Origin of the sequence: Pseudomonas sp. W17 (genome assembly GCF_040268305.1) — a bacterium.
GTDB classification, from domain to species: domain Bacteria; phylum Pseudomonadota; class Gammaproteobacteria; order Pseudomonadales; family Pseudomonadaceae; genus Aquipseudomonas; species Aquipseudomonas protegens.
The window spans coordinates 1,244,283-1,270,906 of the sequence record NZ_CP158490.1 but is presented as its reverse complement, the minus strand read 5'-3'; the positions used below and the strand labels follow the sequence as shown (position 1 = coordinate 1,270,906).

26 protein-coding genes are annotated in these 26,624 nt (G+C 63.9%); 12 read left to right on the top strand and 14 right to left on the bottom strand.

The features are described from left to right. Nucleotides 1-49: 49 nt before the first annotated feature. Together ABCR88_RS05730 and xerD are read right to left on the bottom strand one after the other, a co-directional pair. Complete coding sequence (locus tag ABCR88_RS05730) at nucleotides 50-781, bottom strand: thioredoxin fold domain-containing protein (protein ID WP_011059450.1); 732 nt, start codon at nucleotides 779-781, stop codon at nucleotides 50-52. Nucleotides 782-930: 149 nt separating this feature from the next. Next, nucleotides 931-1,827, bottom strand: coding sequence for a site-specific tyrosine recombinase XerD (gene xerD, locus ABCR88_RS05725; RefSeq protein ID WP_011059449.1), 897 nt, complete (start codon nucleotides 1,825-1,827; stop codon nucleotides 931-933). A 107-nt stretch (nucleotides 1,828-1,934) separates the two neighbouring features. On the opposite strand from xerD, the gene ABCR88_RS05720 reads away from it, so the two are divergent. Next, complete coding sequence (locus tag ABCR88_RS05720) at nucleotides 1,935-3,737, top strand: sodium:proton antiporter (RefSeq protein WP_041116135.1); 1,803 nt, start codon at nucleotides 1,935-1,937, stop codon at nucleotides 3,735-3,737. Between the two features lie 69 nt (nucleotides 3,738-3,806). On the opposite strand, the gene ABCR88_RS05715 is transcribed toward ABCR88_RS05720, so the two are convergent. Further along, a complete protein-coding gene (locus ABCR88_RS05715) occupies nucleotides 3,807-4,220 on the bottom strand; it encodes an acyl-CoA thioesterase (RefSeq protein WP_019094772.1) in 414 nt (137 codons plus the stop codon). Nucleotides 4,221-4,545: 325 nt separating this feature from the next. On the opposite strand from ABCR88_RS05715, the gene ABCR88_RS05710 reads away from it, so the two are divergent. Next, nucleotides 4,546-6,672: a DUF4132 domain-containing protein gene (locus ABCR88_RS05710; protein ID WP_350023640.1), complete on the top strand. Its 2,127-nt coding sequence runs from the start codon at nucleotides 4,546-4,548 to the stop codon at nucleotides 6,670-6,672. A 58-nt stretch (nucleotides 6,673-6,730) separates the two neighbouring features. On the opposite strand, the gene rplS is transcribed toward ABCR88_RS05710, so the two are convergent. The 5 genes from rplS to ffh form a co-directional block, all read right to left on the bottom strand. Continuing rightward, nucleotides 6,731-7,081 carry a 50S ribosomal protein L19 gene (gene rplS, locus ABCR88_RS05705; protein WP_009047143.1) on the bottom strand — a complete coding sequence of 117 codons (351 nt, stop codon included), beginning with the start codon at nucleotides 7,079-7,081 and terminating at the stop codon, nucleotides 6,731-6,733. Between the two features lie 45 nt (nucleotides 7,082-7,126). After that, nucleotides 7,127-7,900 carry a tRNA (guanosine(37)-N1)-methyltransferase TrmD gene (gene trmD, locus ABCR88_RS05700; RefSeq protein ID WP_019094770.1) on the bottom strand — a complete coding sequence of 258 codons (774 nt, stop codon included), beginning with the start codon at nucleotides 7,898-7,900 and terminating at the stop codon, nucleotides 7,127-7,129. Further along, nucleotides 7,882-8,418 (bottom strand): ribosome maturation factor RimM, encoded by a 537-nt coding sequence (gene rimM, locus ABCR88_RS05695; protein ID WP_011059444.1) that lies wholly within the window; start codon nucleotides 8,416-8,418, stop codon nucleotides 7,882-7,884. Before rimM ends, trmD begins: the two co-directional genes overlap by 19 nt. Nucleotides 8,419-8,423: 5 nt before the next feature. Beyond that, nucleotides 8,424-8,675, bottom strand: coding sequence for a 30S ribosomal protein S16 (rpsP, locus tag ABCR88_RS05690; protein WP_007927680.1), 252 nt, complete (start codon nucleotides 8,673-8,675; stop codon nucleotides 8,424-8,426). Nucleotides 8,676-8,926: 251 nt separating this feature from the next. Beyond that, entirely contained in the window at nucleotides 8,927-10,303 is a 1,377-nt protein-coding gene (gene ffh / locus ABCR88_RS05685; RefSeq protein ID WP_011059443.1) for a signal recognition particle protein, read from the bottom strand. Between the two features lie 218 nt (nucleotides 10,304-10,521). Between ffh and ccsA the strand changes: the two genes are divergently transcribed. The 3 genes from ccsA to ABCR88_RS05670 all read left to right on the top strand — a co-directional run bounded on the left by ccsA (nucleotide 10,522) and on the right by ABCR88_RS05670 (nucleotide 14,171). Continuing rightward, nucleotides 10,522-11,325: a cytochrome c biogenesis protein CcsA gene (gene ccsA / locus ABCR88_RS05680; RefSeq protein WP_169892741.1), complete on the top strand. Its 804-nt coding sequence runs from the start codon at nucleotides 10,522-10,524 to the stop codon at nucleotides 11,323-11,325. Nucleotides 11,326-11,334: 9 nt separating this feature from the next. Next, nucleotides 11,335-12,564: a transporter associated domain-containing protein gene (locus tag ABCR88_RS05675; protein ID WP_350404228.1), complete on the top strand. Its 1,230-nt coding sequence runs from the start codon at nucleotides 11,335-11,337 to the stop codon at nucleotides 12,562-12,564. 290 nt (nucleotides 12,565-12,854) lie between these two features. Continuing rightward, nucleotides 12,855-14,171: an MFS transporter gene (locus ABCR88_RS05670; RefSeq protein WP_015634277.1), complete on the top strand. Its 1,317-nt coding sequence runs from the start codon at nucleotides 12,855-12,857 to the stop codon at nucleotides 14,169-14,171. A gap of 77 nt (nucleotides 14,172-14,248) precedes the next feature. On the opposite strand, the gene purT is transcribed toward ABCR88_RS05670, so the two are convergent. The 5 genes from purT to ABCR88_RS05645 form a co-directional block, all read right to left on the bottom strand. Next, nucleotides 14,249-15,430 carry a formate-dependent phosphoribosylglycinamide formyltransferase gene (gene purT, locus ABCR88_RS05665; protein ID WP_011059439.1) on the bottom strand — a complete coding sequence of 394 codons (1,182 nt, stop codon included), beginning with the start codon at nucleotides 15,428-15,430 and terminating at the stop codon, nucleotides 14,249-14,251. Nucleotides 15,431-15,523: 93 nt separating this feature from the next. Then, nucleotides 15,524-15,991 (bottom strand): hypothetical protein, encoded by a 468-nt coding sequence (locus tag ABCR88_RS05660; protein WP_015634275.1) that lies wholly within the window; start codon nucleotides 15,989-15,991, stop codon nucleotides 15,524-15,526. Between the two features lie 132 nt (nucleotides 15,992-16,123). Beyond that, nucleotides 16,124-16,339, bottom strand: coding sequence for a DUF1289 domain-containing protein (locus ABCR88_RS05655; protein ID WP_011059437.1), 216 nt, complete (start codon nucleotides 16,337-16,339; stop codon nucleotides 16,124-16,126). After that, the gene (locus ABCR88_RS05650) at nucleotides 16,336-16,860 is read right to left on the bottom strand and encodes a gamma carbonic anhydrase family protein (protein WP_011059436.1); all 525 of its coding nucleotides are present in this window, start codon (nucleotides 16,858-16,860) and stop codon (nucleotides 16,336-16,338) included. The genes ABCR88_RS05655 and ABCR88_RS05650 overlap by 4 nt, the downstream gene beginning before the upstream one ends. Nucleotides 16,861-16,916: 56 nt before the next feature. After that, entirely contained in the window at nucleotides 16,917-17,516 is a 600-nt protein-coding gene (locus ABCR88_RS05645) for a CoA pyrophosphatase (RefSeq protein ID WP_011059435.1), read from the bottom strand. Between the two features lie 147 nt (nucleotides 17,517-17,663). Between ABCR88_RS05645 and ABCR88_RS05640 the strand changes: the two genes are divergently transcribed. The 7 genes from ABCR88_RS05640 to nagE all read left to right on the top strand — a co-directional run bounded on the left by ABCR88_RS05640 (nucleotide 17,664) and on the right by nagE (nucleotide 26,189). After that, the gene (locus ABCR88_RS05640) at nucleotides 17,664-18,215 is read left to right on the top strand and encodes an NUDIX hydrolase (protein ID WP_011059434.1); all 552 of its coding nucleotides are present in this window, start codon (nucleotides 17,664-17,666) and stop codon (nucleotides 18,213-18,215) included. Nucleotides 18,216-18,263: 48 nt separating this feature from the next. Then, nucleotides 18,264-18,767, top strand: a complete 504-nt coding sequence (locus tag ABCR88_RS05635; RefSeq protein ID WP_011059433.1) for a L,D-transpeptidase family protein — start codon at nucleotides 18,264-18,266, stop codon at nucleotides 18,765-18,767. A 275-nt stretch (nucleotides 18,768-19,042) separates the two neighbouring features. Further along, nucleotides 19,043-19,774 (top strand): GntR family transcriptional regulator, encoded by a 732-nt coding sequence (locus ABCR88_RS05630; RefSeq protein ID WP_011059432.1) that lies wholly within the window; start codon nucleotides 19,043-19,045, stop codon nucleotides 19,772-19,774. Nucleotides 19,775-19,801: 27 nt separating this feature from the next. Further along, complete coding sequence (nagA, locus tag ABCR88_RS05625; protein ID WP_350404227.1) at nucleotides 19,802-20,908, top strand: N-acetylglucosamine-6-phosphate deacetylase; 1,107 nt, start codon at nucleotides 19,802-19,804, stop codon at nucleotides 20,906-20,908. After that, on the top strand, nucleotides 20,889-21,911 hold the full coding sequence (locus ABCR88_RS05620) for an SIS domain-containing protein (protein ID WP_121528480.1): 1,023 nt from the start codon (nucleotides 20,889-20,891) through the stop codon (nucleotides 21,909-21,911). Before nagA ends, ABCR88_RS05620 begins: the two co-directional genes overlap by 20 nt. Nucleotides 21,912-21,937: 26 nt before the next feature. Then, nucleotides 21,938-24,460 (top strand): phosphoenolpyruvate--protein phosphotransferase, encoded by a 2,523-nt coding sequence (ptsP, locus tag ABCR88_RS05615; protein ID WP_350404226.1) that lies wholly within the window; start codon nucleotides 21,938-21,940, stop codon nucleotides 24,458-24,460. 22 nt (nucleotides 24,461-24,482) lie between these two features. Continuing rightward, nucleotides 24,483-26,189: an N-acetylglucosamine-specific PTS transporter subunit IIBC gene (gene nagE / locus ABCR88_RS05610; protein ID WP_123430105.1), complete on the top strand. Its 1,707-nt coding sequence runs from the start codon at nucleotides 24,483-24,485 to the stop codon at nucleotides 26,187-26,189. Nucleotides 26,190-26,312: 123 nt separating this feature from the next. Here the strand turns inward: nagE and ABCR88_RS05605 are convergent, their stop codons facing one another. Next, nucleotides 26,313-26,624 (bottom strand): YqfO family protein, encoded by a 312-nt coding sequence (locus ABCR88_RS05605; protein ID WP_015634269.1) that lies wholly within the window; start codon nucleotides 26,622-26,624, stop codon nucleotides 26,313-26,315.

Sequence of the window (26,624 nt, the reverse complement as noted above, 5' to 3'; positions counted from 1 at the left end):
GCTTGGCCGACGGGCCATGATCGTCAAAGGCTAGCGTGACGATGCAGGATTATTTCGCACCCAGGGCCAGTTTGGCGATCTGCGGTGCCGGCTGGTAGCCGGGAATCACCTGGCCATCGGCCAGAACGATGGCCGGGGTGCCGTTGACACCGATCGACTGGCCCAGGGCGAATTGCTTGGACACCGGGTTGGCGCACTTGGCGGCCTTGATTTCCTTGCCGTCGACCATCTTGTCCATCGCGGCTTTCTTGTCCGCCGAGCACCAGACCGCCTGTAACTGTTCGTCACCCGGCGAGCCCAGGCCCTGGCGCGGGAACGCCACGTAGCGCACTTCCACACCCAGCTTGTTCAGCTCGGGCACTTCGGCGTGCAGCTTGTGGCAGTACGGGCAGGTGGTGTCGGTGAACACGGTGATGTGGGTCTTGGTCTCGCCAATGGCTGGATAGACCACAGTTTCCGCGACCGGAATGCCGTTGATCAACTTGGAAATGCCCAGGCGCTCGGTTTTTTCGGTGAGGTTGACCGGCTTGCCATCCTTGAGCTGGAACAGGTAGCCCTGGACCACGAACTGGCCGTCGGCGCTGGCGTACAGCACACGACTGCCCTTGAGCTTGACTTCGTACAGGCCACCCATGGGGCTGGCGGTAATGCTTTCCACAGGCGTTTCGAGCTGCAGGGTCTCGAGGCTCTTGCGGATGGCTTTCTCGGCACTGTCATCGGCCATGGCAAAAGTGCTGAGCAGCGCCAGGGAGGCGGCGGCAAAAATCTGGGTCAAGCGCATGGGAACTCCTGAAGGCGGGCAAATGGGCCACTCGCAGCGATCACCATGGCAACCGCTCGCAAACAGCCGTTTTGCAAACCGGCAAAGCCTATCACATCTGTTTGCCGGCACCGACTACGGGCGACGCAAAGCGCGGCCCGGAAGGCAAATCAACCGCGCGGATGGTGCTTGGCGTGCAGATCCTGCAGCCGGGCGCGGGCCACATGGGTATAGATCTGGGTGGTGGACAGGTCGCTATGGCCCAACAGCATCTGCACCACTCGCAGGTCGGCGCCGTGATTGAGCAGATGGGTAGCGAAGGCATGGCGCAAGGTGTGGGGCGACAGCGCCTTGCCGATCCCGGCGACCTTGGCCTGGTGCTTGATCCGATGCCAGAAGGTCTGGCGGGTCATCTGCTCGCCACGCAGGCTGGGGAACAGCACGTCGCTGGGACGCCCGCCCAGCAGCTCGGCACGGGCATCACGCATGTAGCGCTCGACCCAGACAATCGCCTCCTCGCCCATGGGCACCAGGCGCTCCTTGCTGCCCTTGCCCATGACCCGCAGCACGCCCTGGCGCAGGTTGACCTGCTCCAGGGTCAGGCTGATCAGCTCGGTAACCCGCAGGCCGCAGGCATAGAGCACTTCGAGCATGGCCCGGTCGCGCTGGCCGATGGCCTCGCTCAGGTCCGGCGCGGCCAGTAGCGCTTCCACATCCGCCTCCGACAGCGACTTGGGCAACGGACGCCCCAGTTGCGGCATGTCGATCTGCAAGGTGGGATCGATTTCAATCAGCTTTTCCCGCAGCAGATAGCGATAGAAACCACGCACGCCCGAGAGGAATCGCGCTGTCGAGCGGGGCTTGTAGGCTTGCTCCACGCGCCAGGCCAGGTGATCGAGGATCAGCTCGCGCCCGGCCCGCGGCAACTCCAGCCCCTGCTCCTGCAACCAGCCGTTGAACAACGCCAGGTCACTGCGATAGGCGTCGCGCGTGTTGTCGGACAGGCCTTTCTCCAACCACAGGGCGTCGAGAAAACGGTCGATCAGGGGGTGGTCGATGGCAGGCATAAAGACTCGAAAGGCGCGGCCCAGAGGCCAGGCGTAAAAAAATAGTGAACTGCGCGCAGGGTCGCTAGTCTTTCATAGCCAGCCATTTTCAGGAACAGGGTGCATTGATGAGTGAACAACAGATTCTGCTGGCCTTCGGCGGCATCGGCGTGGCCGCGCTGGGCTGCCAGTGGCTGGCCTGGAGGCTGAAACTGCCGGCCATTCTCTTTCTGTTGCTCAGCGGCATTCTGGCCGGGCCGATACTGGGCTGGCTCGACCCGCAGGAGATGTTCGGCCCGCTGCTGATGCCCCTGGTTTCGCTGGCGGTGGCGCTGATCCTGTTCGAAGGCAGCCTGACCCTGCACCTCTCCGAGTGGCGCGAGATCGGCAGTGTGGTGCACCGCCTGGTGACCATCGGCGCGCTGTCCACCTGGGCCGTGATCACCCTGGCCACCCACTGGCTGCTGGGCTTCGACTGGATGCTGGCCCTGCTGTTCGGCACCCTAACCCTGGTCACCGGACCGACGGTGATCGTGCCCATGCTGCGGGTAGTGCGGCCCAAGGCCTCGATCGCCAATATCCTGCGCTGGGAAGGCATCGTCATCGACCCTATCGGCGCCCTGCTGGCGGTGGTGGTCTACAGCTTCATCATCGCCAGCGCCGAGGGCGCCGGTCTGAGCCAGAGCCTGCTGACCTTTGGCGGGGTGATTCTGTGCGGCAGCCTGTTCGGCATCGCCGGCGGCTGGGTGCTGGGCAGCATCATGCGCCGCCAGTGGCTGCCGGAATACCTGCACAACCTGGCAACCCTGGCGGCAGTGCTGGGAATCTTCATCGCGTCCAACCAGGTGATGCACGAATCCGGACTGCTGGCGGTGACCCTGATGGGCATGTGGATGGCCAACATGAAGGGCGTGGATGTGCGGCACATCCTGCACTTCAAGGAAAACCTCAGCGTGCTGCTGATTTCCGGGCTGTTCATCCTCCTGGCGGCACGCCTGGACCTCAAGGCGCTGATTGCCCTGGGCCCGCTGGTGCTGATCCTGCTGCTGGTGATCCAGTTCATCGCCCGGCCACTGAACGTGCTGCTGTCCACGGCCGGTTCCAGCCTCAACTGGCGTGAACGCGCCTTGCTGGCGTGGATTGCCCCACGGGGGATTGTTGCGGCAGCAGTGTCAGCGATCTTCGCCATCCGCCTGGATGAAGCCGGTCATGAGGGAGCATTGCTGCTGGTGCCACTGACCTTTGCCGTGATCATCGGCACCGTGGTCCTGCAAAGCGCCACGGCTCGCCCCCTGGCGCGCCTGTTGAAAGTCGCCGAGCCGGCGCCCAGCGGCTTTCTCATCGTCGGCGCCAACGGCCCGGCACGGACCCTTGGCAAAGCCTTGCAGCAACTGGGCAGCCGGGTGCTGTTGACCGACTCCAGCTGGGAAAACATTCGCGCGGCGCGCATGGAAGGGCTGCCCACCTATTTCGGAAACCCGGCCTCGCAGCACGCCGATGCCCATCTGGACCTGGTGGGCCTGGGCCACTTGCTTGCACTCTCGCCCTCAGGAGAGCTGAACACCCTGGCCGCCATGCGCTTTCGCCACGACTTCGGCCACCAGCGCCTGTTTGCCCTGGCCAACAGCCAGGAAAGCCGGCGCACCGACAAGCACCGGGCCAGCCACGAACACCGCGGCCAGTTGCTGGGCAGCGAGGCCTTGACCTACACCAAGCTGGCCAGCCTGCTGGGCCAGGGCGCGGAGCTGTACAGCACCAACCTGACCGAAGCCTTTGGCTGGAACGATTACCAGGCCCTGCACGGCGAACGCGCCACTCTGCTGTTTGCCCGCGACAGTAGCGGCTGGGTGCATGTCGTCACCCCAGACAGCAGCCTCAAGCCGGCGGCAGGCTGGACGCTGCTGGCCCTGATCCAGCCCGAGTCCCTGTAACGCTCCCCCTTGCAGGAACTGGTTTGCCAGCGAAGAGGCCCGATGGCTTATTCGCCGGCACGCCGGCTCCTACGTCGCAAACCCTGGAAGCACCGGCACCGGGCGCTTGTCATCGTCGATGGCGACAAAGCTGAACAAGCCATGGATGGCCTTTTCCCGACCATCACAGCTCATGCTCTCTACAAACACCTCGACTTCGACCTTGAGGCTGGTGTTACCCACCTTCACCACTCGCCCCACCAATTCGACGATCGAACCTGCGGCAATCGGATGGTTGAAATCAATGCGGTCGGTGGACACCGTCACCAACGGCAGCCGGCAGAAACGGGTCGCGGCGATAAACGAAACCTCGTCCATCCAGGCCAGGGCGGTGCCGCCGAACAGGGTGTTGTGATGATTGGTGGTGGACGGGAATACCGCCTTGGTCACGCGGGTCACCGAGAGTTCGGTACGGCGCTGGATTTCTTGCTCACGAAGGGTCATCGGACTACTGCCTGAATGGATGGATCCGCGCACGGGCACGCTGCGGGCATGGAACGCCCATGAGCGCTGCAGGGCAGCGACCCAAGGCTTGATGGGAATAATCGGGGGCGGCCTGCCTGTGGATAGAACCAGGCCAGGATTGCCGGGAGGATGCGACGCACCCTGGGCGTCCGTGCAGGCTGCACGGATCGGGCGATCACACTTTATTGGGCCGGCGAGTATATCGCCGCCCGGCAGGGGCTGAAAGAACCCGCCAGGGGCCAAAGGCCACAACCGGCGATAAAAAATGCGATTATCCGCGCACTGAAAAAGGAGACCCGCCGCCATGGATGCCCCGCTCGCGCCTTCGCTCGTCGCGCACCTGCAACAACGCCTGAACACCGACCGAGTGGATCATCCGAACTTCATCGGCCCGCCGCCCGACATCAGCCCATTGACGCCCGCTCAATTGGGCAGCCTGTGGCCGGCCATCCGCCGAGCCCTGCGCGATCATGCCAACCCCGCGGCGCAGCAACTGGCGACCGCGATCGTGCAGCAGGCCACGCAACTGGAGCTGAGCCCGGCCCTCGATCAAACCACCCTGCTGGAGGCGCTGCGCAGTTGCGTGAACTGGCAGGAGGCATTGGAACAACTGGCCTGTTTCAGCGGAACACCGAGCTCCGCCCTGGCCGAAGAACTGCGCAGGATCCTTGCGGAACCGGGCCCACAGTGGGCGCTGTACTACCACCAGGCGTACGTGCTGGCGCAATGGGTGGATGAAGAAACCCGCACGGCGCTGCGGCGTTGCGTGGAACAACACCACGCCGATGCGCCCTACGCCCGGCAGGAGTTCGAACTGCTTGGGCAACTGGAGCCTCGCTCACGGCAGGCCCTGGCCGGCAGCGAGTACTGGACCGGCCATCATCACCTGAGCGCAGATCCGGCCAGAGTGCTGATGGATGACGCGGCGTACGTCGAATTCTCACAGCAGATCCTCAGTACCGCAGCCCAGCGCCTGGACGCCATCCACAGCGGCGCCACGCCCTATGTGGCCGATGGCGCCTTTACCACCGATGACACTCCGGTGATCGCCCGCGCCGCGCGGGTCGCCCTGCTGCGCGATGCCTCCTGGCTGCCACCACTAATGGACATTTTGCTGCCCAAGGCCTGCGTCGCCCCGACCCAGGCCAAGACTGCGCCGTCGCAGTCCCTGGCCATCGCCCTGGGGCATTGCATCGAGCAGGTGCCGACTCCGGAAAGCGTGCAGGCACTGCGCAGCGCCCTGGGCCTGGTGCGCCATGCCAGCATCCAGAAAAAACTCGCCCGCAACCTCAAACCTGCCGAACGCGGCCTGGCCCAACGCCCCGAGATCGCCCTGCGCCTGGCCCCCACCAGCACGCCCGGCAAGGCCCAGCACGGGCTTCTGGCCAGTTGCCTGGAATCCGGGCTGTGGCAAGCCTTTGAGTTGTCTTTGCGCGACTGGCGAGCGCAACTGGCGGACTCCGCCGTGGGCTCGCCCTTTGCCCGCTCACTGGTTTGGGTTGCCCATTGCACAGATGGCCAACGCCGCAGCTTCCTGTTGGACGCGGATGCGCAAGCGCTAGACTCCCGGGGCCAACCGCTGAGCCTGGATGCCGGGTGCAGGATTTCGCTATGGCACCCGCTGTCAGCCAACGCCGCAGAGCGCCACGCCTGGCAGGCCCTGATCAGCGAACGCCGGATCAAACAACCGCTGCGCCAAGTGTTTCGCGAGTACTACCTGCCCTCTCAGCAAGAGCTGGAAAGCCACACCTGCCAGGCATTCGCCGGATACAGCCTGTCCATCCGCCCCCTGATCGGCCTGGCCCGCCGCGAAGGCTGGAAGATCGACCGGGACAGCGGCCTGAGCCGGAACCTGGGGGATATCCGGGTGAGCTTTGCGGTGGACGCGGCACTCTATCCGGGGCTGCAGGGGCACTGCCTGTCCGGCAGCGTAAGCTTCGCTCGGCGCACCGATAAACACTGGCAGCCGATGCTGCTGCAGGATGTGCCGCCGCAGGTGTTTTCAGAAGCCTGCCGGGCCATCGACCTGCTGGTGAGCGTCAGCAGTTTCGCCATCGAAGAGCTGGCACAGAGCGCCACCGGCCAGCCCCTGCCGCAAATGCCGGCAGCCAGGCGCGAGCAACGCCTGAACCTGCTGGCCGGGCACAACCTCACCCAGATGGCTCTGATGCGCCAGCACGTGCTGGGCAGGGCTTTCGCCCCACTTATCGAGCAGGGGGTGTTGTCGATGGAGGGGCGCCATGTCCGCATCGGCGACCATGCGGTGCATCTGGCCACCGGGCGCGTGACACGCGATGGCGAACCCGTGGAGATGGCCCTGGCGGCGCAAAGCGGCAAATTGACCGCCCTGCCCTGGCTGCCTTATGACGAGGTACTGCTGGAACGGATCGCCAACACGGTCTGCGCCCTGCTGAACCGCTCCGGGCATTAAATGACAGGCAACAAAAAAGCAGCCCGTAGGCTGCTTTTTTCTGCATCGGAAGCTGGACTTAAGCCAGTTTTTCCTTGATGCGAGCTGCTTTACCCGACAGGTCGCGCAGGTAGTACAGCTTGGCTTTACGCACGTCACCGCGACGCTTGACAGCCATGCTGTCGATCTGCGGGCTGTAGGTCTGGAAAGTACGCTCTACGCCAACGCCGTTGGAGATTTTACGTACGGTGAACGCGCTGTTCACACCGCGGTTGCGCTTGGCGATAACTACGCCTTCGAACGCCTGCAGACGGGAACGATCACCTTCCTTCACTTTCACCTGAACGACAATGGTGTCGCCCGGGGCAAAGGCTGGGATCTCTTTGGTCATCTGCTCTGCTTCGAGTGCAAGGATGATTTTGTTGGTCATGCTGTGCTCCTAAGGTAAATCGTCGGATCTACCATCGATACGTTGTTAACTATCGTCCCGCTCGCGGAGATATTCCTCGAGCAGCTTCTTCTCTTCTCCAGAAAGCGAGCGGCTTTCCAGAAGATCGGCGCGTCGTTCATAGGTCCGACCAAGGGACTGCTGTAAACGCCAACGCCGGATGTGTGCGTGGTTGCCACTTAGCAACACGTCGGGAACACGCTGATCCGCATACACCTCCGGTCGGGTGTAGTGCGGGCAATCCAGCAGACCGTCCGTGAAGGAATCTTCCTCCGCGGAATCCACATGCCCTAAAGCTCCGGGCAGCAGTCGCGTAACCGCATCAATCAGGACCATCGCCGGCAGCTCGCCACCGGAGAGTACATAGTCGCCAATCGACCACTCTTCATCGACATGAGCATCAATAAAACGCTCGTCAATGCCTTCATAACGACCAGCAATCAGGATCAATGCATCCTCATTCGCCAACTCGCGCACCGCCGACTGATTCAGTTGGCGGCCTTGGGGCGACAGGTAGATCACCTTCGCGCCCTCCCCGGCTGCGTTTCTGGCCTGAACCAGTGCATCTTCCAGGGGCTTGATCTTCATCACCATGCCCGGACCACCGCCAAACGGGCGATCGTCCACAGTGTGATGTCGATCCGTGGTGTAGTCTCGCGGATTCCAACAGGTCAGCTGCAACAGCCCCTGTTTCACCGCGCGGCTGGTTATGCCGTACTCGCTGATGGCGGAGAACATCTCGGGAAACAAACTGATCACTTCTACGCGCAAGTTAGCCACGCTTAGAAGTCCGCATCCCATTCCACCTTCATCTCGCCCGCGGCCAGGTCGACGGCCAACACACATTGCTCGGTATAGGGCAACAGGCGTTCGCGATCATCCAGGCTGCCAGCGCAAGGCTTGACCACCATTACATCGTTCGAGCCGGTCTCCAGCAGGTGATCGATCTTCCCGAGCAGTTGCCCGAGGCCGTCGATAACCTTGAGACCTTGCAGCTGGTACCAGTAGTACTCGCCGTCGGTCAGTTCAGGGAACAGGCTGCGCGGCACGCAGATCTCGTAACCGGCCAGAAGACGAGCTTCCTCGCGATCATCAAGACCCTTGAGCTTTGCGACCAGGAACTTGTCGTTCCCGCGTCCGCTGACCAGCTCAACCTGCTTCACGCTACCTTCGCGCTTGAGCGTCCAGGTTTTGTAGTCCAACAGGTTTTTAATCGGATCAGTAAAGGAAAAGACCTTCACTTCGCCGCGAACGCCATGAACAGAGTAGATTTTGCCGATAACGATCAAATCATCAGCAGGAGCTGGCGTCGCGTTCATAGGGTTCAGGCTGCAGCCTTAGCCGATTCCTTCAGCAACTGAGCAACACGCTCAGAAGGCTGTGCACCAACGCTCAGCCAGTAGGCTACGCGCTCTTGGTTCACGGACAGGCGGACTTCTTGACCACGAGCGATCGGGTTGAAGAAGCCAACTTGTTCTTTGTGCGAACCGTCGCGTGGGTTGCGGCTGTCGGTCACGGTCAAGTGGTAAAACGGGCGCTTTTTGGAGCCGCCAAGGGCAAGACGGATTGTTAGCATGTGAACATCGTTCCTGTAGTCGGTGCTGCAAATCTAAATGCACAGCGGGCATGGGTGCCCGAAAGGCCGCATATTCTAAGGAATATCCGGACTTTTGCAAATGACTTTTTCCGGCGCCCGTCGGCTGCCATTCAGATTTGCCATGGAGCTGCCGCAAGCGACAGCGAGTGAGCGCACCCCAATCGAGGGTTTGCCCGGGATTCCACGTCCCCGTGGAAAAAAGCGCCGGCATGACGGCCGGCGCGGATTCTTCAGATCTTCGGCATGCCGCCGCCGGGCAACATACCGCCCATGCCGCGCATCATCTTGGCCATACCGCCCTTGGCGGAGAACTTCTTCATCATCTTCTGCATCTGCTTGTGCTGCTTGATCAAGCGACCGATGTCCTGCACCTGGGTGCCGGAACCCAGGGCGATCCGGCGCTTGCGCGAACCGCTGATCAGCTCGGGGTCGCGGCGCTCTGCCGGGGTCATGGAGTTGATGATGGCTTCCATCTGCTTGAACTGCTTCTCTGCCGCGCCCTGGGCATTGCCCATCTGCGCCAGGTTCACGCCACCGATGTTCGGCAGCTTGTCCATCAGGCCGCCGAGACCGCCCATGTTCTTCATCTGCTGCAACTGATCGCGGAAGTCTTCGAGGTCGAAGCCCTTGCCCTTCTTCAGTTTTTTAGCAAGCTTGTCGGCCTTGTCCTTGTCGAGGGTCGCTTCAGCCTGTTCGATCAGGCTGAGCACGTCGCCCATGCCGAGGATGCGCGAAGCGATGCGCTCAGGGTGGAACGGCTCCAGGGCTTCGCTCTTCTCGCCCATACCGATGAACTTGATCGGCTTGCCGGTAATGGCCCGCACCGACAGCGCGGCACCACCACGGGCATCGCCGTCGACCTTGGTCAGGATCACACCGGTCAGCGGCAGCGCGTCGCCAAAGGCCTTGGCGGTGTTGGCGGCGTCCTGACCGGTCATGGCGTCGACCACGAACAGGGTTTCCACCGGCTTGATGGCCGCGTGCAGCGCCTGGATCTCGTCCATCATCTCGCTGTCGATGTGCAGGCGACCGGCGGTGTCGACAATCACGACATCGATGAACTTGAGCTTCGCTTCCTTAATAGCCGCTTCGGCGATAGCTACCGGCTTCTGGCTCAGGTCCGATGGGAAGAAGGTCACGCCAATATCATTGGCCAGGGTTTCCAGCTGTTTGATAGCCGCCGGACGGTAGACGTCCGCGGAGACCACCATCACGCTCTTTTTCTTGCGCTCTTTAAGGAAGCGCGCAAGCTTGCCGGCGGTGGTGGTCTTACCCGCCCCCTGCAGACCGGCCATCAGCACCACGGCCGGTGGCACTGCGCTGAGGTTCAAATCTTCGTTGGCCGCGCCCATCAGGCTTTCCAGCTCGGCCTGGACGATCTTCACAAAAGCCTGGCCCGGCGTCAGGCTGCGAGACACTTCGGTGCCGACCGCACGCTCCTTCACGGAGTTGACGAAGTCCTTGACCACCGGCAACGCAACGTCGGCTTCGAGCAGCGCCATGCGCACTTCGCGCAGGGTGTCTTTGATGTTGTCCTCGGTCAGCTTGGCCTTGCCGGTGACATGGCGCAGCGTCTGCGAGAGACGGTCGGTTAGGTTTTCAAACATGCTCGATCCTTTCAGGCCCAAGGTAGACCGGGGGTAATGGCGGCCCAGAGCGTAATAAATAGGTGCTCGATGAGCCTGCGGCGTGGGCAGGTCGCGGATTATAGCGAAGACTGTGCGTGGCGGACACCTCGCCGTCTGCTTGCCTGGTCTTTCAGGGCTCTGGGTTCTATGCCAAACTCAGCGACTTTCGGGCCTGCCTAACAGGATTTATGCTCCCCTTGTCACCCAGTTTGCTACCCACCCTCGCCGCCGCCGTCCTTTATGCCGCTGCGACCTTCTACCAAGGCTCCCGCCTGGCCACAGGCGCCAAGGCGAACAAGCGCCTGCTGGTTACGCTCGGCATCCTGGCCTTGCTGGCCCATGCCGCCAGCCTGCTGACCCACTTGCTGACTCCGGTCGGCCTGGGCCTGGACTTCTTCAGCGCCGCCAGCCTGATTGCCGCAGCAGTCATCGCCCTGACCCTGCTGGCCTGCTGGCGCATCCCGGTGGAAAACCTGCTGGTACTGCTATTCCCGCTCGGCGCCCTGACCGCGCTACTGGCGCAATTCGTCCCCACAGGCACAGTGCCGGTGATCGATGAGGAGCCCGGGATCCTCGCCCACATCCTGTTGTCGATCCTGGCCTACGGCATGTTCACCATCGCGGTGTTCCAGGCCTTGTTGCTGCTGGTGCAGGACCATCAGCTGAAGAACAAGCACCCGTCCGGGCTGATCAGGAACTTCCCGCCGCTGCAAACCATGGAAAGCCTGCTGTTCGGTTTTCTCTGGGCCGGCTGGACCCTGCTGTCGCTGTCGCTGATCTCCGGCTGGCTGTTCGTCGAGAACCTGTTCGCCCAGCACCTGGTGCACAAGACACTGCTGGCCTGCCTGGCCTGGGTAGTGTTCAGCGTGCTGCTATGGGGCCGCAATCGCCTCGGCTGGCGCGGGCACAAGGCAATTCGCTGGACCCTGGCAGGTTTCTGCCTGCTGATGCTGGCCTACTTTGGCAGCAAGCTGGTTCGTGAATACATCCTGCACATCTGACGACCGGCCATGACCGACTCCCTGCCCACCGGGCCCATGCTCGCGGTAATCGCCCTGCTCATCGTCTGGTCGGGCCTGTTCACCGCTATCGATGCCGCCCAGCAGCACCTGCTGACCCTGCGCAGCAACTCGCGCAATGGCGACAAGTCCCAGGCACGCCTGGCCTTCCCCAAGGAAAGCCTGATCCTGTGCAATACCCTGTGCCGGGTCCTGGCCGTAATCATCAGCACCCTGCTAGCGCTGTTCTACTGGGCGGAAAATGGCCCCTGGCTGGCCTGCCTGATCAGCACCTGCGCCCTGCTGGTGCTGGCCGAATACCTGCCGCGGGCTCTGGCCATGCGCTACCCGGAAGGTACCTTGGGCTTTGGCAACAGCCTGCTGTTCATCCCGATGAAAATCGTCTATCCCCTGGCCTGGCTGCTCGACACCCTCAGCCAGTTGCTGCTGCGCCCGTTTGCCCGCAAGGCCAGCGCGGTCAAGCACAGTGACGACGACCCGGCGCTGCTGGACGACGAGCCCACGCCACAGGAGCCACATGCCCTGTCCGGCATCCACGCCCTGGACAACATCACCGTCAATGACATCCTGGTGCCCCGCAGCGAAGTGGACGGCATCAACCTGGACGACCCGATCGAGGACATCATCGCCCAACTGCGCCTGAACCGACGCACACGGCTGCCGGTGTTCCACAGCGATATCAACCAGGTCGAAGCGGTGCTCAACACCCGACAGATCCGTCACCTGCTGCCGGACGCCAGCCTGACCAAGGAGGCCCTGCTGGCGGCCTGCCACGAGCCCTACTTCGTCCCGGAAAGCACCCCGTTGCAGTTGCAACTGCTCAACTTCCACAAACAGCAACGGCGCCTGGGCATGGTGGTGGACGAATACGGCGAAGTGCTGGGCATCGTCACCCTGGAAGATATCCTCGAAGAAATCGTCGGCGAGTTCGAAAGCGAGCACAGCCTGGACAACCCGCACATCCACCCCCAGGCCGATGGCCGCTATGTGGTGGAAGGTGCGGCATCGATCCGCGAGCTGAACAAGAGCCTGGGTTGGCACCTGCCCAGCGACGGTCCCAAGACCCTCAACGGCCTGGTCACCGAAGCCCTGGAAACCATCCCCGACAGCGCGGTGTGCCTGAAAATCGGCCGCTACCGCCTGGAAATCCTCCAAACCGAGGAAAACCGCGTCAGCCGCGTACTGATCTGGCACACCAGCAGCGTCCCCGCCCGCATCTGATCGCCTGCCGCCGCAGCCAATGGCGCCCCTGAAGGTCGAAAACCGTCTCGCCAGCCCGGCAGCCGCCAAGCCCCTTGTTGAATCGTTAGCCGCCTTTCTATAATCGATCCGCTTACCCAAGCCCTGTGCAGACCCGCGTGCTACCCGCACCCAGCGCAAATCTGCCGATAACCAGCCCTTCTGTTCGACGTCACTCCCATCCCGAGGGACGACCGCGCCAAACCCACATCCCTGGGTGCTCGACCATAATAATTCGCTCCACCGGAGCACAGACTGTCAGGGATAACCGCATGACGACCAGCACCGCCTACAGCGCCACCACGCCTGCCCAACCGAGCAATTCCGCCTCGCGGGTGGCCACTGCCAGCTTTATCGGCACCGCCATCGAGTTCTACGACTTTTACGTCTACGCCACCGCCGCCGCACTGGTGATAGGCCCGGTATTCTTTCCCCAGACCTCCGGCACCGCCCAGATGCTCTCGGCGTTCCTGACCTTCGGCATCGCCTTCCTTGCCCGCCCCTTGGGCTCGGCACTGTTCGGCCACTTCGGCGACCGTATCGGACGCAAGTCGACCCTGGTTGCCTCGCTGCTGCTGATGGGCGTGTGCACCACCCTGATCGGCGTACTGCCAGGCTACGCCAGCATCGGCGCCTGGGCGCCCATCCTGCTTTGCGTGCTGCGCTTCGGCCAGGGCCTGGGGTTGGGTGGCGAATGGGGCGGCGCCGCGCTGCTGGCCACGGAGAACGCACCGGAAGGCAAGCGCGCCTGGTTCGGCATGTTCCCGCAGTTGGGCCCCTCCATCGGTTTTCTCGCTGCCAACGGCCTGTTCCTGGCCCTGGCCATGGGCCTGGATGACGAGCAGTTCCGCTCCTGGGGCTGGCGTATTCCCTTCCTGCTCAGCGCCGCCCTGGTGATGGTGGGCCTGTACGTGCGCCTGAAGCTGCACGAAACCCCGGTCTTTGCCAACGCCGTGGCACGCCAGGAACGGGTGAAGATGCCGCTGGTGGAACTCTTCAGCCAGTACTGGCTACCGGTACTGCTCGGCGCCGCGTCGATGGTGGTGTGCTACGCCCTGTTCTACATCTCCACGGTGTTTTCCCTGAGCTACGGCGTCGCTACCCTGGGCTACAGCCGGGAAACCTTCCTCGGCCTGCTGTGCTTCGCCGTACTGTTCATGGCCGCGGCCACGCCTCTATCGGCCTGGGCCAGCGACCGCTTCGGGCGCAAGCCGGTGCTGATTGTCGGCGGCGTGCTGGCCATTCTCTCCGGCTTCACCATGGAACCCCTGCTGACCCAGGGTTCCACCGCCGGCGTGGCGCTGTTCCTGTGCATCGAACTGTTCCTGATGGGGGTCACCTTCGCCCCGATGGGCGCCCTGCTGCCGGAACTGTTCCCGACCCACGTGCGTTATACCGGCGCTTCGGCGGCGTACAACCTGGGGGGCATCGTCGGAGCTTCGGCCGCGCCGTTCTTCGCCCAGAAACTGGTGGCGATGGGCGGTTTGAGCTGGGTTGGGGGGTATGTTTCAGGGGCGGCGATCCTCAGTCTCATCGCGGTGCTGTGCCTGAAGGAAACGCGCAATAACGATTTGAATCGGGTCGCTTGAGCGACCGCTTCACGAGCAAGCTCGCTCCTACAGGTTCAGTCCGAACGCTGTAGGAGCGAGCTTGCTCGCAATGCTTTTTACAGCTCGACCACCACCGCTTGCGCAGCACGGGTCGCCTTGGCCCGGGCGGCTTCGATCGACTCGTCACGCGCCAGGGCTACGCCCATGCGGCGCTGGCCATTGACTTCCGGCTTGCCGAACAGGCGCAGCGCAGTGTCCGGCTCGCTCAGGGCGGCACCGAGGTTGGCGAAGGCGGTCTGGGTGGACGTGCCTTCTACCAGGATCACCGCCGAAGCCGAAGGGCCGAACTGGCGGATCAGCGGAATCGGCAAGCCGAGAATGGCCCGCGCATGCAGGGCGAACTGGGACAGGTCCTGGGAAATCAGGGTCACCAGGCCAGTGTCGTGTGGGCGCGGCGACACTTCGCTGAACCACACCTGGTCGCCCTTGATGAACAGTTCCACGCCAAACAGGCCGCGGCCCCCCAGGGCCTCGGTGACTGCCTTGGCCACCCGCTCGGATTCGGCCAGGGCTTTGGGACTCATGGCCTGGGGCTGCCAGGATTCCTGATAGTCGCCCTTTTCCTGACGATGGCCGACCGGCGCACAGAAGGTGGTACCGCCCACATGACGCACGGTCAACAGGGTGATTTCGTAGTCGAAGTCGATAAAGCCTTCGATGATCACCCGGCCCTTGCCGGCACGGCCGCCTTCCTGGGCGTAGTCCCAGGCTTTCTGCACGTCGTCGACGCTGCGCAGCAGGCTCTGACCCTTGCCCGAGGAACTCATCACCGGCTTGACCACGCACGGGAAGCCCAGGTCTTGCACGGCCCTGGAATAGTCTTCGAAGGTGTCGGCGAAATGGTACGGCGAGGTCGGCAGGTCCAGCTCTTCAGCGGCCAGGCGCCGGATGCCTTCGCGGTTCATGGTCAAGGAGGTGGCCCGGGCGGTGGGGATCACGGTGAAGCCCTCGGCTTCCAGTTCCACCAGGGTCGCGGTGGCGATGGCTTCGATCTCCGGCACGATGAAGTGCGGCTTCTCGGCTTCGATCACGGCCCGCAGCGCCGCGCCATCAAGCATGTTGATCACGTGGCTGCGATGAGCCACCTGCATCGCCGGAGCGTTGGCGTAGCGGTCCACGGCAATCACCTCGACACCCAGGCGTTGCAGCTCGATCACCACCTCCTTGCCCAACTCACCACAGCCACAAAGCAAGACGCGGGTCGCGGTTGGCGACAGTGGAGTTCCGATACGAGTCATCTGAAGGTCCTCAAAGGAGCGGATCATCGAGGGCCGAGCGCCAGGCGGGCGACCCATGGGGAGCGGCATTTTACATGAAGCGCGGGCTTTGGCTCAGCCGGCGCACGCCGCTTTGCGCAAACGCCAGGCCATGGCCAGCCAGACCACGGTGACACCGGCGAACTTCGAACCCAGGGCGGTCAGGATCACCCCCGGGGTCAAGGCATCGATCATGCCGAAGAAGATGAAAGTATCCAGGGGAATGCTCAGGGCCGAGCTGATCCATAGACGATCATGCAGGGGCCGCTTGGTGATACTGAACACCAGCCAGTCGATGCATTCCGAGACGGCGAATGCCGTGGCGCTGGCCAGGGCGATGGTCGGATCGGAGGTCACATAGGACAGCACCAGGGCCGCCAGCATCGCGACGATGGCGCCGTGGCCGAAACGAGTCTGCACCATGTCCCGCAGGACAAACACCAACCCGCCCCAGGCCGACCAGATGATGTCCAGATGCGGGGCAGACGAAAAGGCGTAATTGATCAGCACGACACTGCTGATATAGGCGATCAGGAAGAACATGGGGGCGAAGGGTACCTGTCAGGAAGGTGCACAGGTTACTGCAGGCCCGGGGCTGGGCCAAGAAGCCCTTTCGCCAGCACGCTGGCACCTGCACAAGATTGCAGGAGCCGGCTTGCTGACGAAACGAGCGGATCAACTTGCCGAGCTGGAGCCGATCATCCACAGCAAGCCACTGGACTTGGCCCGCTCATGGCACAGGGCCAGGACCGCACGCCGCTCGGCGTTGTCCATGCGGCTCCAGCGGGTGATCTCGTCCACCGTGCGCTGGCAACCGGTGCAGATATCCTGCTCGTCCAGGGCACAGATGCTCACGCAGGGCGAAGCGACGGGTCTTTCAGGGGCTGTCATTGTTCTTGCTCAACCAGGTCTCGGGCATAACGCTGGGCATTATGAACGTAGTGCGCAGCGCTGGCTTCGAGCATTTTCTTCTGCGGCTCGGTCAACTCCCGTACCACCTTGCCTGGCGAGCCCATGACCAGCGAACCGTCGGGGATTTCCTTGCCCTCGCCGATCAGCGAGTTGGCGCCGATGATGCAGTTCTTGCCGATCTTCGCGCCATTGAGGATCACCGCGTTGATGCCGATCAGGCTGTAGTCGCCCACGGTGCAGCCGTGCAGCATGGCATTGTGGCCGATGGTCACGCCGGTGCCGATGGTCAGTGGAAAGCCCATGTCGGTGTGCATCACCGTGCCATCCTGGACGTTGCTGTGCTTGCCGATCAGGATCAGTTCGTTGTCCCCGCGCAGCACGGCGTTGAACCAGACGCTGGCTCCCTCCTCCAATTTGACCTTGCCCACCAGCGTGGCATTCGGGGCGACCCAGCTCTGTGGATGGGTCTCGACTCGGGCGTCGCCCAGGCGGTATTTCATCTTATTGTCCTCATGGCTCAGGCAGCCGCGGGTTTATGCCATGCGAAGTGATGGCTTCAGGTATCGATATAGTTTTTCGGCGGGCGATGCAGGCTGATTCCGGCGTCGTACAACAGGTTGACCAGCTCGACGATCATGATCGCGGTCAGGCCCCAGATCTTGTACTCGCCAAAGCGATAGCTGGGGACGTACCAGCTGCGCCCCTGGTAATCGATGCGATGGGTATGTTCACGGGGGTCCTGGCGAAAGAACTCCAGGGGCACGCTGAAAACGGCGGCGATCTCAGCGTCATTGGCCTGGTATTCGACATAGTCGGGAATCACCCCGACGTAAGGCGTGACCTTGATTCCGTGCAGGGAAATCAGCGGGCTCAAAGGCCCGATGACCTCCACCAGCCCCGGCGGCAGGCCGATTTCCTCCTTGGCCTCGCGCAGCGCGGTGAAGATCAGGTCCGGGTCTTCCGGATCGCGCCGGCCACCAGGGAAAGCCACCTCGCCGCCATGGGTCGACAGCCCGCTGGCACGCAAGGTCAATACCAGTTCCGGTTCTTCGCTGCGGGTGATGGGCACCAGCACCGCGGCCTCGGGAAAACGTCGGTCGGTCTCCAGCGTACGCGGCGTGTAGTGGCTTACCCGATGAAGTAGCTCGTCCAGCATGAGGCATCTCGATCTGTTGGCTACCGTGCATCATGCACCAATCCAATCTTCGGCCCAACCCCCGCCCCCGGGCATGTCGCTTAACGACAACTTGCCGACAACGGGGCTGGCGCGCCAAGATAGCCCCAGCCTTTTCGGATACCCCACATGAAATTTTGCAGCCAGTGCGGCAACCCGGTGACCCAGCGCATTCCCGAAGGCGATTCGCGCCTGCGCTATGTCTGCGACCACTGCCAGACCATCCATTACCAGAACCCCAATATCGTCGCCGGCTGCCTTGCCACCTGGGAGGGCAAGGTGCTGCTGTGCCGTCGCGCCATCGAGCCGCGCCTGGGCTACTGGACCCTGCCCGCAGGCTTCATGGAAAACGGCGAGACCATCGAACAGGCGGCCATCCGCGAAACCTACGAGGAGGCCTGCGCCCGGGTGCGCGGCCTGAGCATCTACACCCTGATCGACGTGCCGCACATCAGCCAGGTGCATGTGTTCTTTCGCGCGGAGCTCGCCGACCTGGACTTTGCCGCCGGCCCCGAGAGCCTGGAAGTGCAGTTGTTCGACGAAGCCGATATCCCTTGGTCCGAGCTGGCTTTCCGCACCGTCGGCCGTACCTTAGAATGCTTCTTCGCTGACCGGCGGGCCGCGGCCTTTGAAGTGCGCTCCGAATCCATTCCGCCGCTCTCTCAGCCTGCCATCAGTTAAACAATAAAACGTGCACGGGATCTGTGTGCGCCTGGGGATATCGTGTCAATGCGCTGGTTGCTTGCCCTGCTGTGCTGTTCCGTCGTTGCTGTGTGCCAGGCCTCCACCGTGGAAACCCTGGACGGCAAGGTCATCGAAAAGGTCCTAGTGCTCAAGTCCGCCCATCAACTGCAACTGATCAACGGTGGCAAGCCACTGAAGACCTACCGCATCTCCCTGGGCAAGAAACCCAAGGGTCCCAAGCTCATGGAGGGCGACAAGCGCACCCCTGAAGGCCTCTACTGGCTCGACTGGCGCAAGACCAGCGACCGCTACAACCTGGCCATGCACATCTCCTATCCGAACATCACCGATGCCGCCCGCTCTCGGCGCGAAGGGGTGGACCCGGGCGGCATGATCATGATCCACGGCACCCCGGACACCGAAGAATTCCCGGAGCAGTATTTCCACACCCTGGACTGGACAGACGGGTGCATCGCCATGCGCAACGTCGACATGCGCGAGGTCTGGGGCCTGGTCAAGGACGGCACCATGATCGAGATCCGCCCTTAATTTCCCTTCCGCAAAAAATATTTTTACTCCCGCCAGCTCCTCCATTGCGCCCATACCACTTGGCGACCCGCAAGGGGTCGCCACTCGACGCCATGGCGATGGCAGTCAGACCTGCCTAATACCACTTTAATCATTTACCCTTCAAAGCACCCCGTAAACGCTGGATTTACGCCACCTTCAGCAGACCAGTGGCGTTGACATGGTATCTAAGTGGTATTAGTTTTTCGGCACTACCGGGCGACAACAACTTAATAACCGCATCGGAAAACCTACAGATGAATCACCTCCTGGCCCTGCGCCCCGACGACTCTCAACCCACTCCGCTGTACCTGCAACTGGCTCGCAACCTGGAAGCGGCAATCCATGCCGGCCAGTGGAAAGCCGAGCAGGCACTGCCGTCGGAACGCAACCTCAGCGAATTGCTGGGGATCTCCCGGGTCACCGCGCGCAAGGCCTTGGAAGTGCTCTTCGAACAGGGCTTGATCCGCCGCAGCCAGGGCTCGGGGACCTTCATCACCCCGCGCCTGGAGCAACCGCTGTCGCGGCTCTCCGGCTTCAGCGAAATGCTCCGCCTGAAGGGTTTCGTGCCCGGCTCCCAATGGCTGGAACGCACCCTCACCCCGCCCACCCATGAAGAACTGATCCGCCTCGGCCTGTCGCCCAACGACAAGGTGGCGCGGCTAAAGCGCCTGCGCAAAGCCGATGACACAGTGATGGCCATCGAGATGAGCACCCTGCCGGCCAGCATCATCGCCCAGCCGGAAGCGGTCGGGGATTCGCTCTATGAATACCTTGATGGCATCGGCAAGCCCGTGGTGCGGGCGCTGCAGCACATCCAGGCGATCAATGCCTCGGACGAATTCGCCGCCCTGGTGGGCATCGCCCCCGGCACCGCCATGTTGCTGATGACCCGGGTCGGCTACCTGGAAGACAACACGCCGATCGAGGTCACCGACACCTACTGCCGCAACGACTACTACGACTTCGTCGCTGAACTGCGACGCTGAACCCGCTTCCGGAGCCAGAGAAACGCCATGTCCGAAGACAATATCCTCACGCCCCAAGGCTGGGTCCGCGGCCGCCTGCTGCATCAGGACGGCAAGGTGATCGCCATCGAAGGCAGCCCCTGCAATCCGGCGGACAACGACCTGCCCTACCTGCTGCCCGGCTTTATCGACCTGCATGTGCACGGCGGCGGCGGCAAGGACATCATGCAAGGCCGCGATGCCTTCCAGACCATCACCCGCACCCATGTGCGCTTCGGCACCACCTCGTTGCTGGCCACCACCATGACGGCCCCCAGCGAGGAAATCCGCCAGGTCCTGGAGCAACTGGGCAGCTATGCCGAACAGCGCCCCCAGGGCTGCGCCCGAGTGCTCGGCGTGCACTTGGAAGGCCCCTACATCAACCCCGGCAAACTTGGCGCCCAGCCCAACTTCGCCCACACCGCACTGCTGGCGGAAGTGGAGCAGTACCTGGCGCTGGCGCCGATCCGCGTGATCACCATCGCCCCGGAAGTCGCCGGCCACGACGGCCTGATCCGCGAACTCAGCACCCGCGGCGTGCGCATGCAGATCGGCCACACCCTGGGCAGCTACGAGGAAGGCGTGGCGGCCCTCGCCGCTGGCGCCACCAGTTTCACCCACCTGTACAACGCCATGAGCCCGCTGCATCACCGCGAGCCGGGGATCGTCGGCGCGGCCCTGGCCCACGCCCAGTACGCCGAGCTGATCCCGGACCTGCTGCACGTGCACCCCGGTGCCATGCGCGTGGCCCTGCGCTCGATCCCATGCCTGTACTGCGTTACCGACTCCACCGCAGCTGCCGGCATGCCCGACGGTGAATACAAGCTGGGCAGCCACACCGTGACCAAGTGCCTGGGTGGTGTGCGCCTGGCCGACGGCACGCTGGCTGGCAGCACCCTGACCATGGACCAGGCCCTGCGCAATCTGGTGAAGATCGGCCTGCCCCTGGCCGAAGCCTCGCAGCGCCTGTCGCAATTTCCCGCCGACTACCTCGGCATCCCTGAACGCGGCCGCCTGCAACCTGGCAGCTGGGCCGACAGCGTGCGCCTGGACCGGGCACTCACACTGACCGCCGTCATGGTCGAAGGAGAAGACATTGACTTCAAAAATGCTTGAAGAGGCGCTGTCCTCGCACCTGGCCGCGAGCAACCAGTTGCAGCACCTGGACCCGGCGCTGCTCGAGGTCGCCGGCCGCCTGCGCCGCCAGCCGCCACAAGTGGCGATGACCGTGGCCCGGGGCAGCTCCGACCACGCCGCCAGCTACTTCGCCTACCTGACCATGCAGCAAGTGGGTATTCCCGTGGCCTCGCTGCCGATGTCGGTGGTGACCATGCAGCAGGCGCCCCTGCGGGTCAGCGGCCAGGCGGTGTTCGCCTTTTCGCAATCGGGGCAAAGCCCGGACCTGGTAAACAGCGTGCGCCTGCTGCGCAAGCGCGGGGCGCTCAGCGTGGCCATGGTCAACGCGCAAAACAGCCCGCTGGAAGCGGCCAGCGAATTCTTCCTGCCGTTGCACGCCGGCGCCGAGCAGAGCGTGGCCGCCACCAAGAGCTTTATTGCCACCCTCAGTGCCAGCGCGCGACTGATCGGCCACTGGAATGATGACGGACGCTTGCTCGAAGCCGGCCTGGCCCTGCCTGAAGGCTTGCGCCAGGCCGCGACCCAGGATTGGAGCCTGGCCGTCAATGCGCTGCGCGATTGCCAGCGCCTGATGGTGATCGGCCGCGGGGCGGGATTCGCCATTGCCCAGGAAGCCGCGCTCAAGCTCAAGGAAACCTCGGCTATCCAGGCCGAAGCCTTCAGCAGTGCCGAAGTCCGCCACGGCCCCATGGCGCTGATCGACCACGACTATCCGCTGCTGGTGTTCGCCCCCCGCGGCGCCGAGCAGGGTGGCCTGCTGAGCCTGGCCGCCGACATGCGCCAGCGCGGCGCCAAGGTGCTGCTGGCCGCTCCGGACGACATCGGTGAACGGGACCTGACCCTGAGTCGTGCCGAACACCCGGCACTCGACCCGATCCTGGCGATCCAGAGTTTCTACGTCATGGCCGCCGGCCTCGCCCAAGCCCGCAGCATGGACCCCGACCAACCGCGCCACCTGAGCAAAGTGACCCGCACTCACTAAGCCCCATCGCCAACGAGTACTGCGCCATGCACAACAACAATAACGAACTGACGCTCGGTGCCCCGTTAAGCGGGCCAGTGCTAGCACTACGCAGCGTGCCCGACCCGGTGTTCGCCAGCGGTGCCATGGGCGACGGCATCGCCATCGATCCCCTCAACGACACCCTGCATGCGCCCTGCGCCGGCCAGGTGATCCAGGTCGCACGTACCGGGCACGCAATCACCCTGCGCGCCGCCAATGGGGCCGAACTGCTGCTGCACCTGGGCCTGGACACTGTCGAACTGCAGGGCGAGGGGTTTGCGCTGCTGGTGAAGGAAGGCCAGCAGGTGCGTGCCGGCCAGCCCTTGCTGCGGGTTGATCTGGACCACGTGGCACAGCATTGCCGAAGCCTGATCAGCCTGCTGATCCTGACCAATGGCGAGGGTTTCGACCTGCGCCCGCTGACCCTGTCGACAGTCCAGGTGGGCGAGCCATTACTGCACATCAGCCGGCGCGCCAACGCTGGCCCGCAGCCGCTGGCGCAAGAGCAATCCGGGCAGCAGGCCAGCGCCCGGATCAAGGTCGCCCATCGCGGCGGCCTGCATGCCCGCCCCGCCGCCCTGGTGCGCCAGACCGCCCTGAGCTTCAACAGCCATTCGCAGTTGACCTTCAAGGACAAGAGCGCCCCCTGCACCAGCCTGATTGCCCTGATGAGCCTGGGCATCGGTGAACAGGAAGAAGTGCTGGTCAGTTGCCAGGGCGACGATTGCCAGGATGCCCTGCAGGCGGTGCTGCAGACCCTCGGCACCGCGATGGCCGCGGATGCCCATGGCGAAACCCCGGTACCGGCCCCGGCCGCCCAAGGCCCCGTGGAAGACGGCGTGCTGCCGGGCGTCTGCGCCGCGCCGGGCCTGGTGTGCGGACCCCTGGTGCGGCTTAACGCCATGGTCTTGGCGGAGGATCATGGCCAGCATGCACCCGAGCCTCAACGGCAAGCATTGAGCACCGCACTGAACCAGGTGCGCGGGGAAATCCGCCACACCCTGGAGCAGGCCCGGCAACGCCGCGACCAGCAGGAACAGGACATCTTCAGCGCCCACCTGGCGCTGCTCGAAGACCCGACCCTGCTGGACGCCGCCGAAGCCTCCATTGCCCAGGGCCGCGCCGCCACCCATGCCTGGAGCGCGGCGATTACCGAGCAATGCCAGATCCTGCAGCAACTGGGCAGTACGCTGCTGGCTGAACGCGCCAACGACCTGCGGGACCTGCAGCAGCGCGTTCTGCGCGCCCTGCTGGGGGAGGCCTGGCACTACGATCTGCCAGCCGGGGCGATCGTTGCCGCCGAGGAGTTGACCCCTTCCGACCTTCTGCAACTCAGCGCCCAGGGCGTGGCCGGGTTGTGCATGGCCGCCGGCGGTGCCACTTCCCACGTGGCGATCCTCGCCCGGGGCAAAGGCCTGCCTTGCCTGGTGGCCCTGGGCCCGCAAGTGCTGCGCATCGACAGTGGCCGCCAGGTGGTGCTGGATGCCAACGGCGGGCGCCTGGAACTGGAGCCCGACCCGCAGCGCATCGCACAGGTGCAACGGGCCGGTGAAACCCAGCGCCAGCGCCATGCGCTGCAACAGCAAAAAGCCCATGAGCCCGCCCTGACCCAGGACGGCCAGCAGATCGAGGTGGCGGCCAATGTGGCGTCCAGCGATGAAGCCCGAGACGCCCACCAGGGTGGCGCCGACGGCGTCGGCCTGCTGCGCACCGAGTTTCTCTTCGTTGACCGCCAGACCGCCCCGGATCAAGAAGAACAGCGCCAGGCCTATCAGGCAGTGCTCAACGCCATGGGCGACAAGCCGGTGATCATTCGCACCATCGACGTCGGCGGCGACAAACAGCTGGATTACCTGCCCCTGCCGGTGGAAGCCAACCCGGTACTTGGGCTGCGCGGCATCCGCCTGGCCCAGGCGCGCCCTGAACTGCTGGACCAACAACTGCGGGCGCTGCTCCAGGTCAGCCCCGTGCAACGCTGCCGGGTGATGCTGCCGATGGTCACCGAAGTCGCCGAGCTGCTGCACATTCGCCAGCGCCTGGACCTGTTCGCTGCCGAACTGGGCCTGAGCCAGCGCCCGGAACTGGGGGTCATGATCGAAGTCCCCGCCGCCGCCCTGATGGCCGAGCAACTGGCCGAACACGCCGACTTCCTGTCCATCGGCACCAACGACCTCTCCCAGTACACCCTGGCCATGGACCGTGACCACGCCGGGCTGGCGGCACGGGTCGACGCCCTGCACCCCGCCCTGCTGCGGCTGATCGCCCAGACCTGCGCCGGCGCCCAGCGCCATGGTCGCTGGGTCGGGGTCTGTGGCGCCCTGGCCTCCGATCCCCTGGCCACACCAGTACTCATTGGCCTGGGCGTCAGCGAGCTGTCGGTCAGCCCCCCACAGGTGGGCGAGATCAAGGACCGGGTGCGCCAGCTGGACGCCAGCCAGTGCCGCCAGTTCAGCCAACCGCTGCTCAACCTGCCCGGTGCCGCCACAGTCCGTCAGGCCTGCGAACGGCTTTGGCCTCTGCACTCATAACAAGAATTCCAGGAGAGACGCCATGTACCAGTATTTCATCGAGGGCCTGCAACGCCTCGGCCGGGCGCTGATGCTGCCCATCGCTATCTTGCCCATCGCCGGTCTGCTGCTGCGCCTGGGCGACACCGACCTGCTGAACATCGCGATCATCCACGATGCCGGGCAGTCGATCTTCGGCAACCTGGCGCTGATCTTCGCCATCGGTATCGCCGTCGGCTTTGCCAAGGACAACAATGGCACCGCCGGGCTGGCCGGGGCCATTGGCTACCTGGTAATGATCTCGACCCTCAAGGTGCTGGACGCCAGCATCAACATGGGCATGCTCGCCGGGATCATCAGCGGGCTGATGGCCGGCGCGCTGTACAACCGCTTCAAGGACATCAAGCTGCCGGAGTACCTGGCGTTCTTCGGCGGCCGGCGCTTCGTGCCCATCGCCACCGGTTTCACCGCCGTGGGCCTGGGGGTGGTGTTCGGCCTGATCTGGCCGCCGATCCAGCACGGCATCAACAGCTTCGGCCAGTTGCTGCTGGAGAGCGGCAGCTTCGGCGCCTTTGTCTTCGGCGTGTTCAACCGGCTGCTGATCGTCACCGGCCTGCACCACATCCTCAACAACATGGCCTGGTTCATCTTCGGCAGCTTCACCGACCCGAGCACCGGCGCCGTGGTCACCGGCGACCTGACCCGCTACTTTGCCGGCGACCCCAAGGGCGGCCAGTTCATGACCGGGATGTTCCCAATGATGCTGTTCGGCCTGCCCGCCGCCTGCCTGGCGATGTACCGCAACACACCGCCGGAACGGCGCAAGGTAATGGGCGGGATCTTCCTGTCCATGGCCCTGACATCCTTCCTGACCGGGGTCACCGAACCGATCGAATTCGCCTTCATGTTCCTTGCCCCCCTGCTGTACCTGGTGCATGCCCTGCTCACCGGGCTGGCCATGGCCCTGACCAACCTGCTGAACATCCACCTGGGTTTTACCTTTTCCGGCGGCGCCATCGACATGGCCCTGGGCTGGGGCCGCTCCACCAACGGCTGGAAGGTGTTTCCGGTGGGCCTGCTGTACGCGGTGGTGTACTACCTGGTATTCGATTTCTGCATCCGTCGCTTCAACCTCAAGACCCCGGGCCGTGAAGACAGCCCCTCCAGCGAAAAGACTGAACTGAGCGTCGATCAGCGCGCCGCGGCCTACATCAAGGCCCTGGGTGGCGCCGGCAACCTGCTTACCGTCGGTGCCTGCACTACGCGCCTGCGCCTGGAACTGGCAGACCGCAACCTGGCTTCGGACAGCGAGCTCAAGGCTCTGGGCGCCATGGCCGTGGTGCGCCCCGGCAAGGGCGGCAGCTTGCAGGTGGTGGTGGGGCCGCTGGCAGACAGCATCGCCGACGAGATCCGCCTGGCGTCACCCGTTTCGGCCAGGGCTGCGGTGGCACAGGCGCCTGTTGAAGAAACCCCGCAGGTCGACATTTCCATCCACGAAGCCCAGCAGTGGCTCAACGCCCTCGGCGGTCGGGACAATCTGGTGCAGATGGACTGTGTGGCCCTGACCCGGTTGCGAGTGCGAGTGAACAATAGCCGCAGCCTGTCGGAGCCGGCGCTCAAGGGGCTGGGCTGCCAGGGCATGCGGCGCATGGAGGGGGACGTCTGGCACGTGCTGATTGGCGAAAAGGCCGGGGGCTTGCAGGTGGCGCTGACGGGCTTGCTGCACCAAGAGGTCGGCGCAGGTGCTTGAAGGCACTTTCGCCGGCAAGCCGGCTCCTACAAGGCTCCTGTAGGAGCCGGCTGGCCGGCGAAGGCCCACAAAAAAGCCCGCTGACCGTTGCCGGTTCAGCGGGCTTTGTGTCTGTGGATAACCTCAGAACGCTTCGAGGCGCCAGACTTCATAAGCCGGCGTTTCGTAGGGATGGCTCTGCTTGAGGGCCAGTACCACGTCGCGAATCAGTTCGTCGGCCACCACCAGCTCGACCTTCCACTCCTCCACCCGCTCCACCTGGCCGGTCTGCCCGAGAAACGGCTGGCTGCCGTCCAACGGGCGAAACTGGCCCTGGCCAAGCACCTGCCAGGCGCACTGGTCATAGGCGCCGATGCGTCCGCCGCCCGCGGCGAACACAGCGCTCTTGACCGACTCCACATGGCTGGGGGGCACGAAGAAGCTGAGCTTGTACAT

Bases quoted from the DNA above. Each gene is read 5' to 3' on its own strand.
- rimM (WP_011059444.1), bottom strand. From the start codon at position 8,418: ATGAACGCGACGCCAGCTCCTGCTGATGATTTGATCGTTATCGGCAAA.
- ABCR88_RS05640 (WP_011059434.1), top strand. From the start codon at position 17,664: ATGAAATTTTGCAGCCAGTGCGGCAACCCGGTGACCCAGCGCATTCCC.
- ABCR88_RS05650 (WP_011059436.1), bottom strand. From the start codon at position 16,860: ATGAAATACCGCCTGGGCGACGCCCGAGTCGAGACCCATCCACAGAGC.
- ABCR88_RS05710 (WP_350023640.1), top strand. From the start codon at position 4,546: ATGGATGCCCCGCTCGCGCCTTCGCTCGTCGCGCACCTGCAACAACGC.
- ABCR88_RS05660 (WP_015634275.1), bottom strand. From the start codon at position 15,991: ATGTTCTTCCTGATCGCCTATATCAGCAGTGTCGTGCTGATCAATTAC.
- ABCR88_RS05730 (WP_011059450.1), bottom strand. From the start codon at position 781: ATGCGCTTGACCCAGATTTTTGCCGCCGCCTCCCTGGCGCTGCTCAGC.
- nagE (WP_123430105.1), top strand. From the start codon at position 24,483: ATGTACCAGTATTTCATCGAGGGCCTGCAACGCCTCGGCCGGGCGCTG.
- purT (WP_011059439.1), bottom strand. From the start codon at position 15,430: ATGACTCGTATCGGAACTCCACTGTCGCCAACCGCGACCCGCGTCTTG.
- ABCR88_RS05635 (WP_011059433.1), top strand. From the start codon at position 18,264: ATGCGCTGGTTGCTTGCCCTGCTGTGCTGTTCCGTCGTTGCTGTGTGC.
- ABCR88_RS05605 (WP_015634269.1), bottom strand. From the start codon at position 26,624: ATGTACAAGCTCAGCTTCTTCGTGCCCCCCAGCCATGTGGAGTCGGTC.
- ABCR88_RS05675 (WP_350404228.1), top strand. From the start codon at position 11,335: ATGACCGACTCCCTGCCCACCGGGCCCATGCTCGCGGTAATCGCCCTG.
- xerD (WP_011059449.1), bottom strand. From the start codon at position 1,827: ATGCCTGCCATCGACCACCCCCTGATCGACCGTTTTCTCGACGCCCTG.
- ABCR88_RS05670 (WP_015634277.1), top strand. From the start codon at position 12,855: ATGACGACCAGCACCGCCTACAGCGCCACCACGCCTGCCCAACCGAGC.
- ABCR88_RS05720 (WP_041116135.1), top strand. From the start codon at position 1,935: ATGAGTGAACAACAGATTCTGCTGGCCTTCGGCGGCATCGGCGTGGCC.
- ABCR88_RS05715 (WP_019094772.1), bottom strand. From the start codon at position 4,220: ATGACCCTTCGTGAGCAAGAAATCCAGCGCCGTACCGAACTCTCGGTG.
- ptsP (WP_350404226.1), top strand. From the start codon at position 21,938: ATGCACAACAACAATAACGAACTGACGCTCGGTGCCCCGTTAAGCGGG.
- ABCR88_RS05645 (WP_011059435.1), bottom strand. From the start codon at position 17,516: ATGCTGGACGAGCTACTTCATCGGGTAAGCCACTACACGCCGCGTACG.
- nagA (WP_350404227.1), top strand. From the start codon at position 19,802: ATGTCCGAAGACAATATCCTCACGCCCCAAGGCTGGGTCCGCGGCCGC.
- ffh (WP_011059443.1), bottom strand. From the start codon at position 10,303: ATGTTTGAAAACCTAACCGACCGTCTCTCGCAGACGCTGCGCCATGTC.
- rplS (WP_009047143.1), bottom strand. From the start codon at position 7,081: ATGACCAACAAAATCATCCTTGCACTCGAAGCAGAGCAGATGACCAAA.
- trmD (WP_019094770.1), bottom strand. From the start codon at position 7,900: ATGGGATGCGGACTTCTAAGCGTGGCTAACTTGCGCGTAGAAGTGATC.
- rpsP (WP_007927680.1), bottom strand. From the start codon at position 8,675: ATGCTAACAATCCGTCTTGCCCTTGGCGGCTCCAAAAAGCGCCCGTTT.
- ABCR88_RS05630 (WP_011059432.1), top strand. From the start codon at position 19,043: ATGAATCACCTCCTGGCCCTGCGCCCCGACGACTCTCAACCCACTCCG.
- ABCR88_RS05655 (WP_011059437.1), bottom strand. From the start codon at position 16,339: ATGACAGCCCCTGAAAGACCCGTCGCTTCGCCCTGCGTGAGCATCTGT.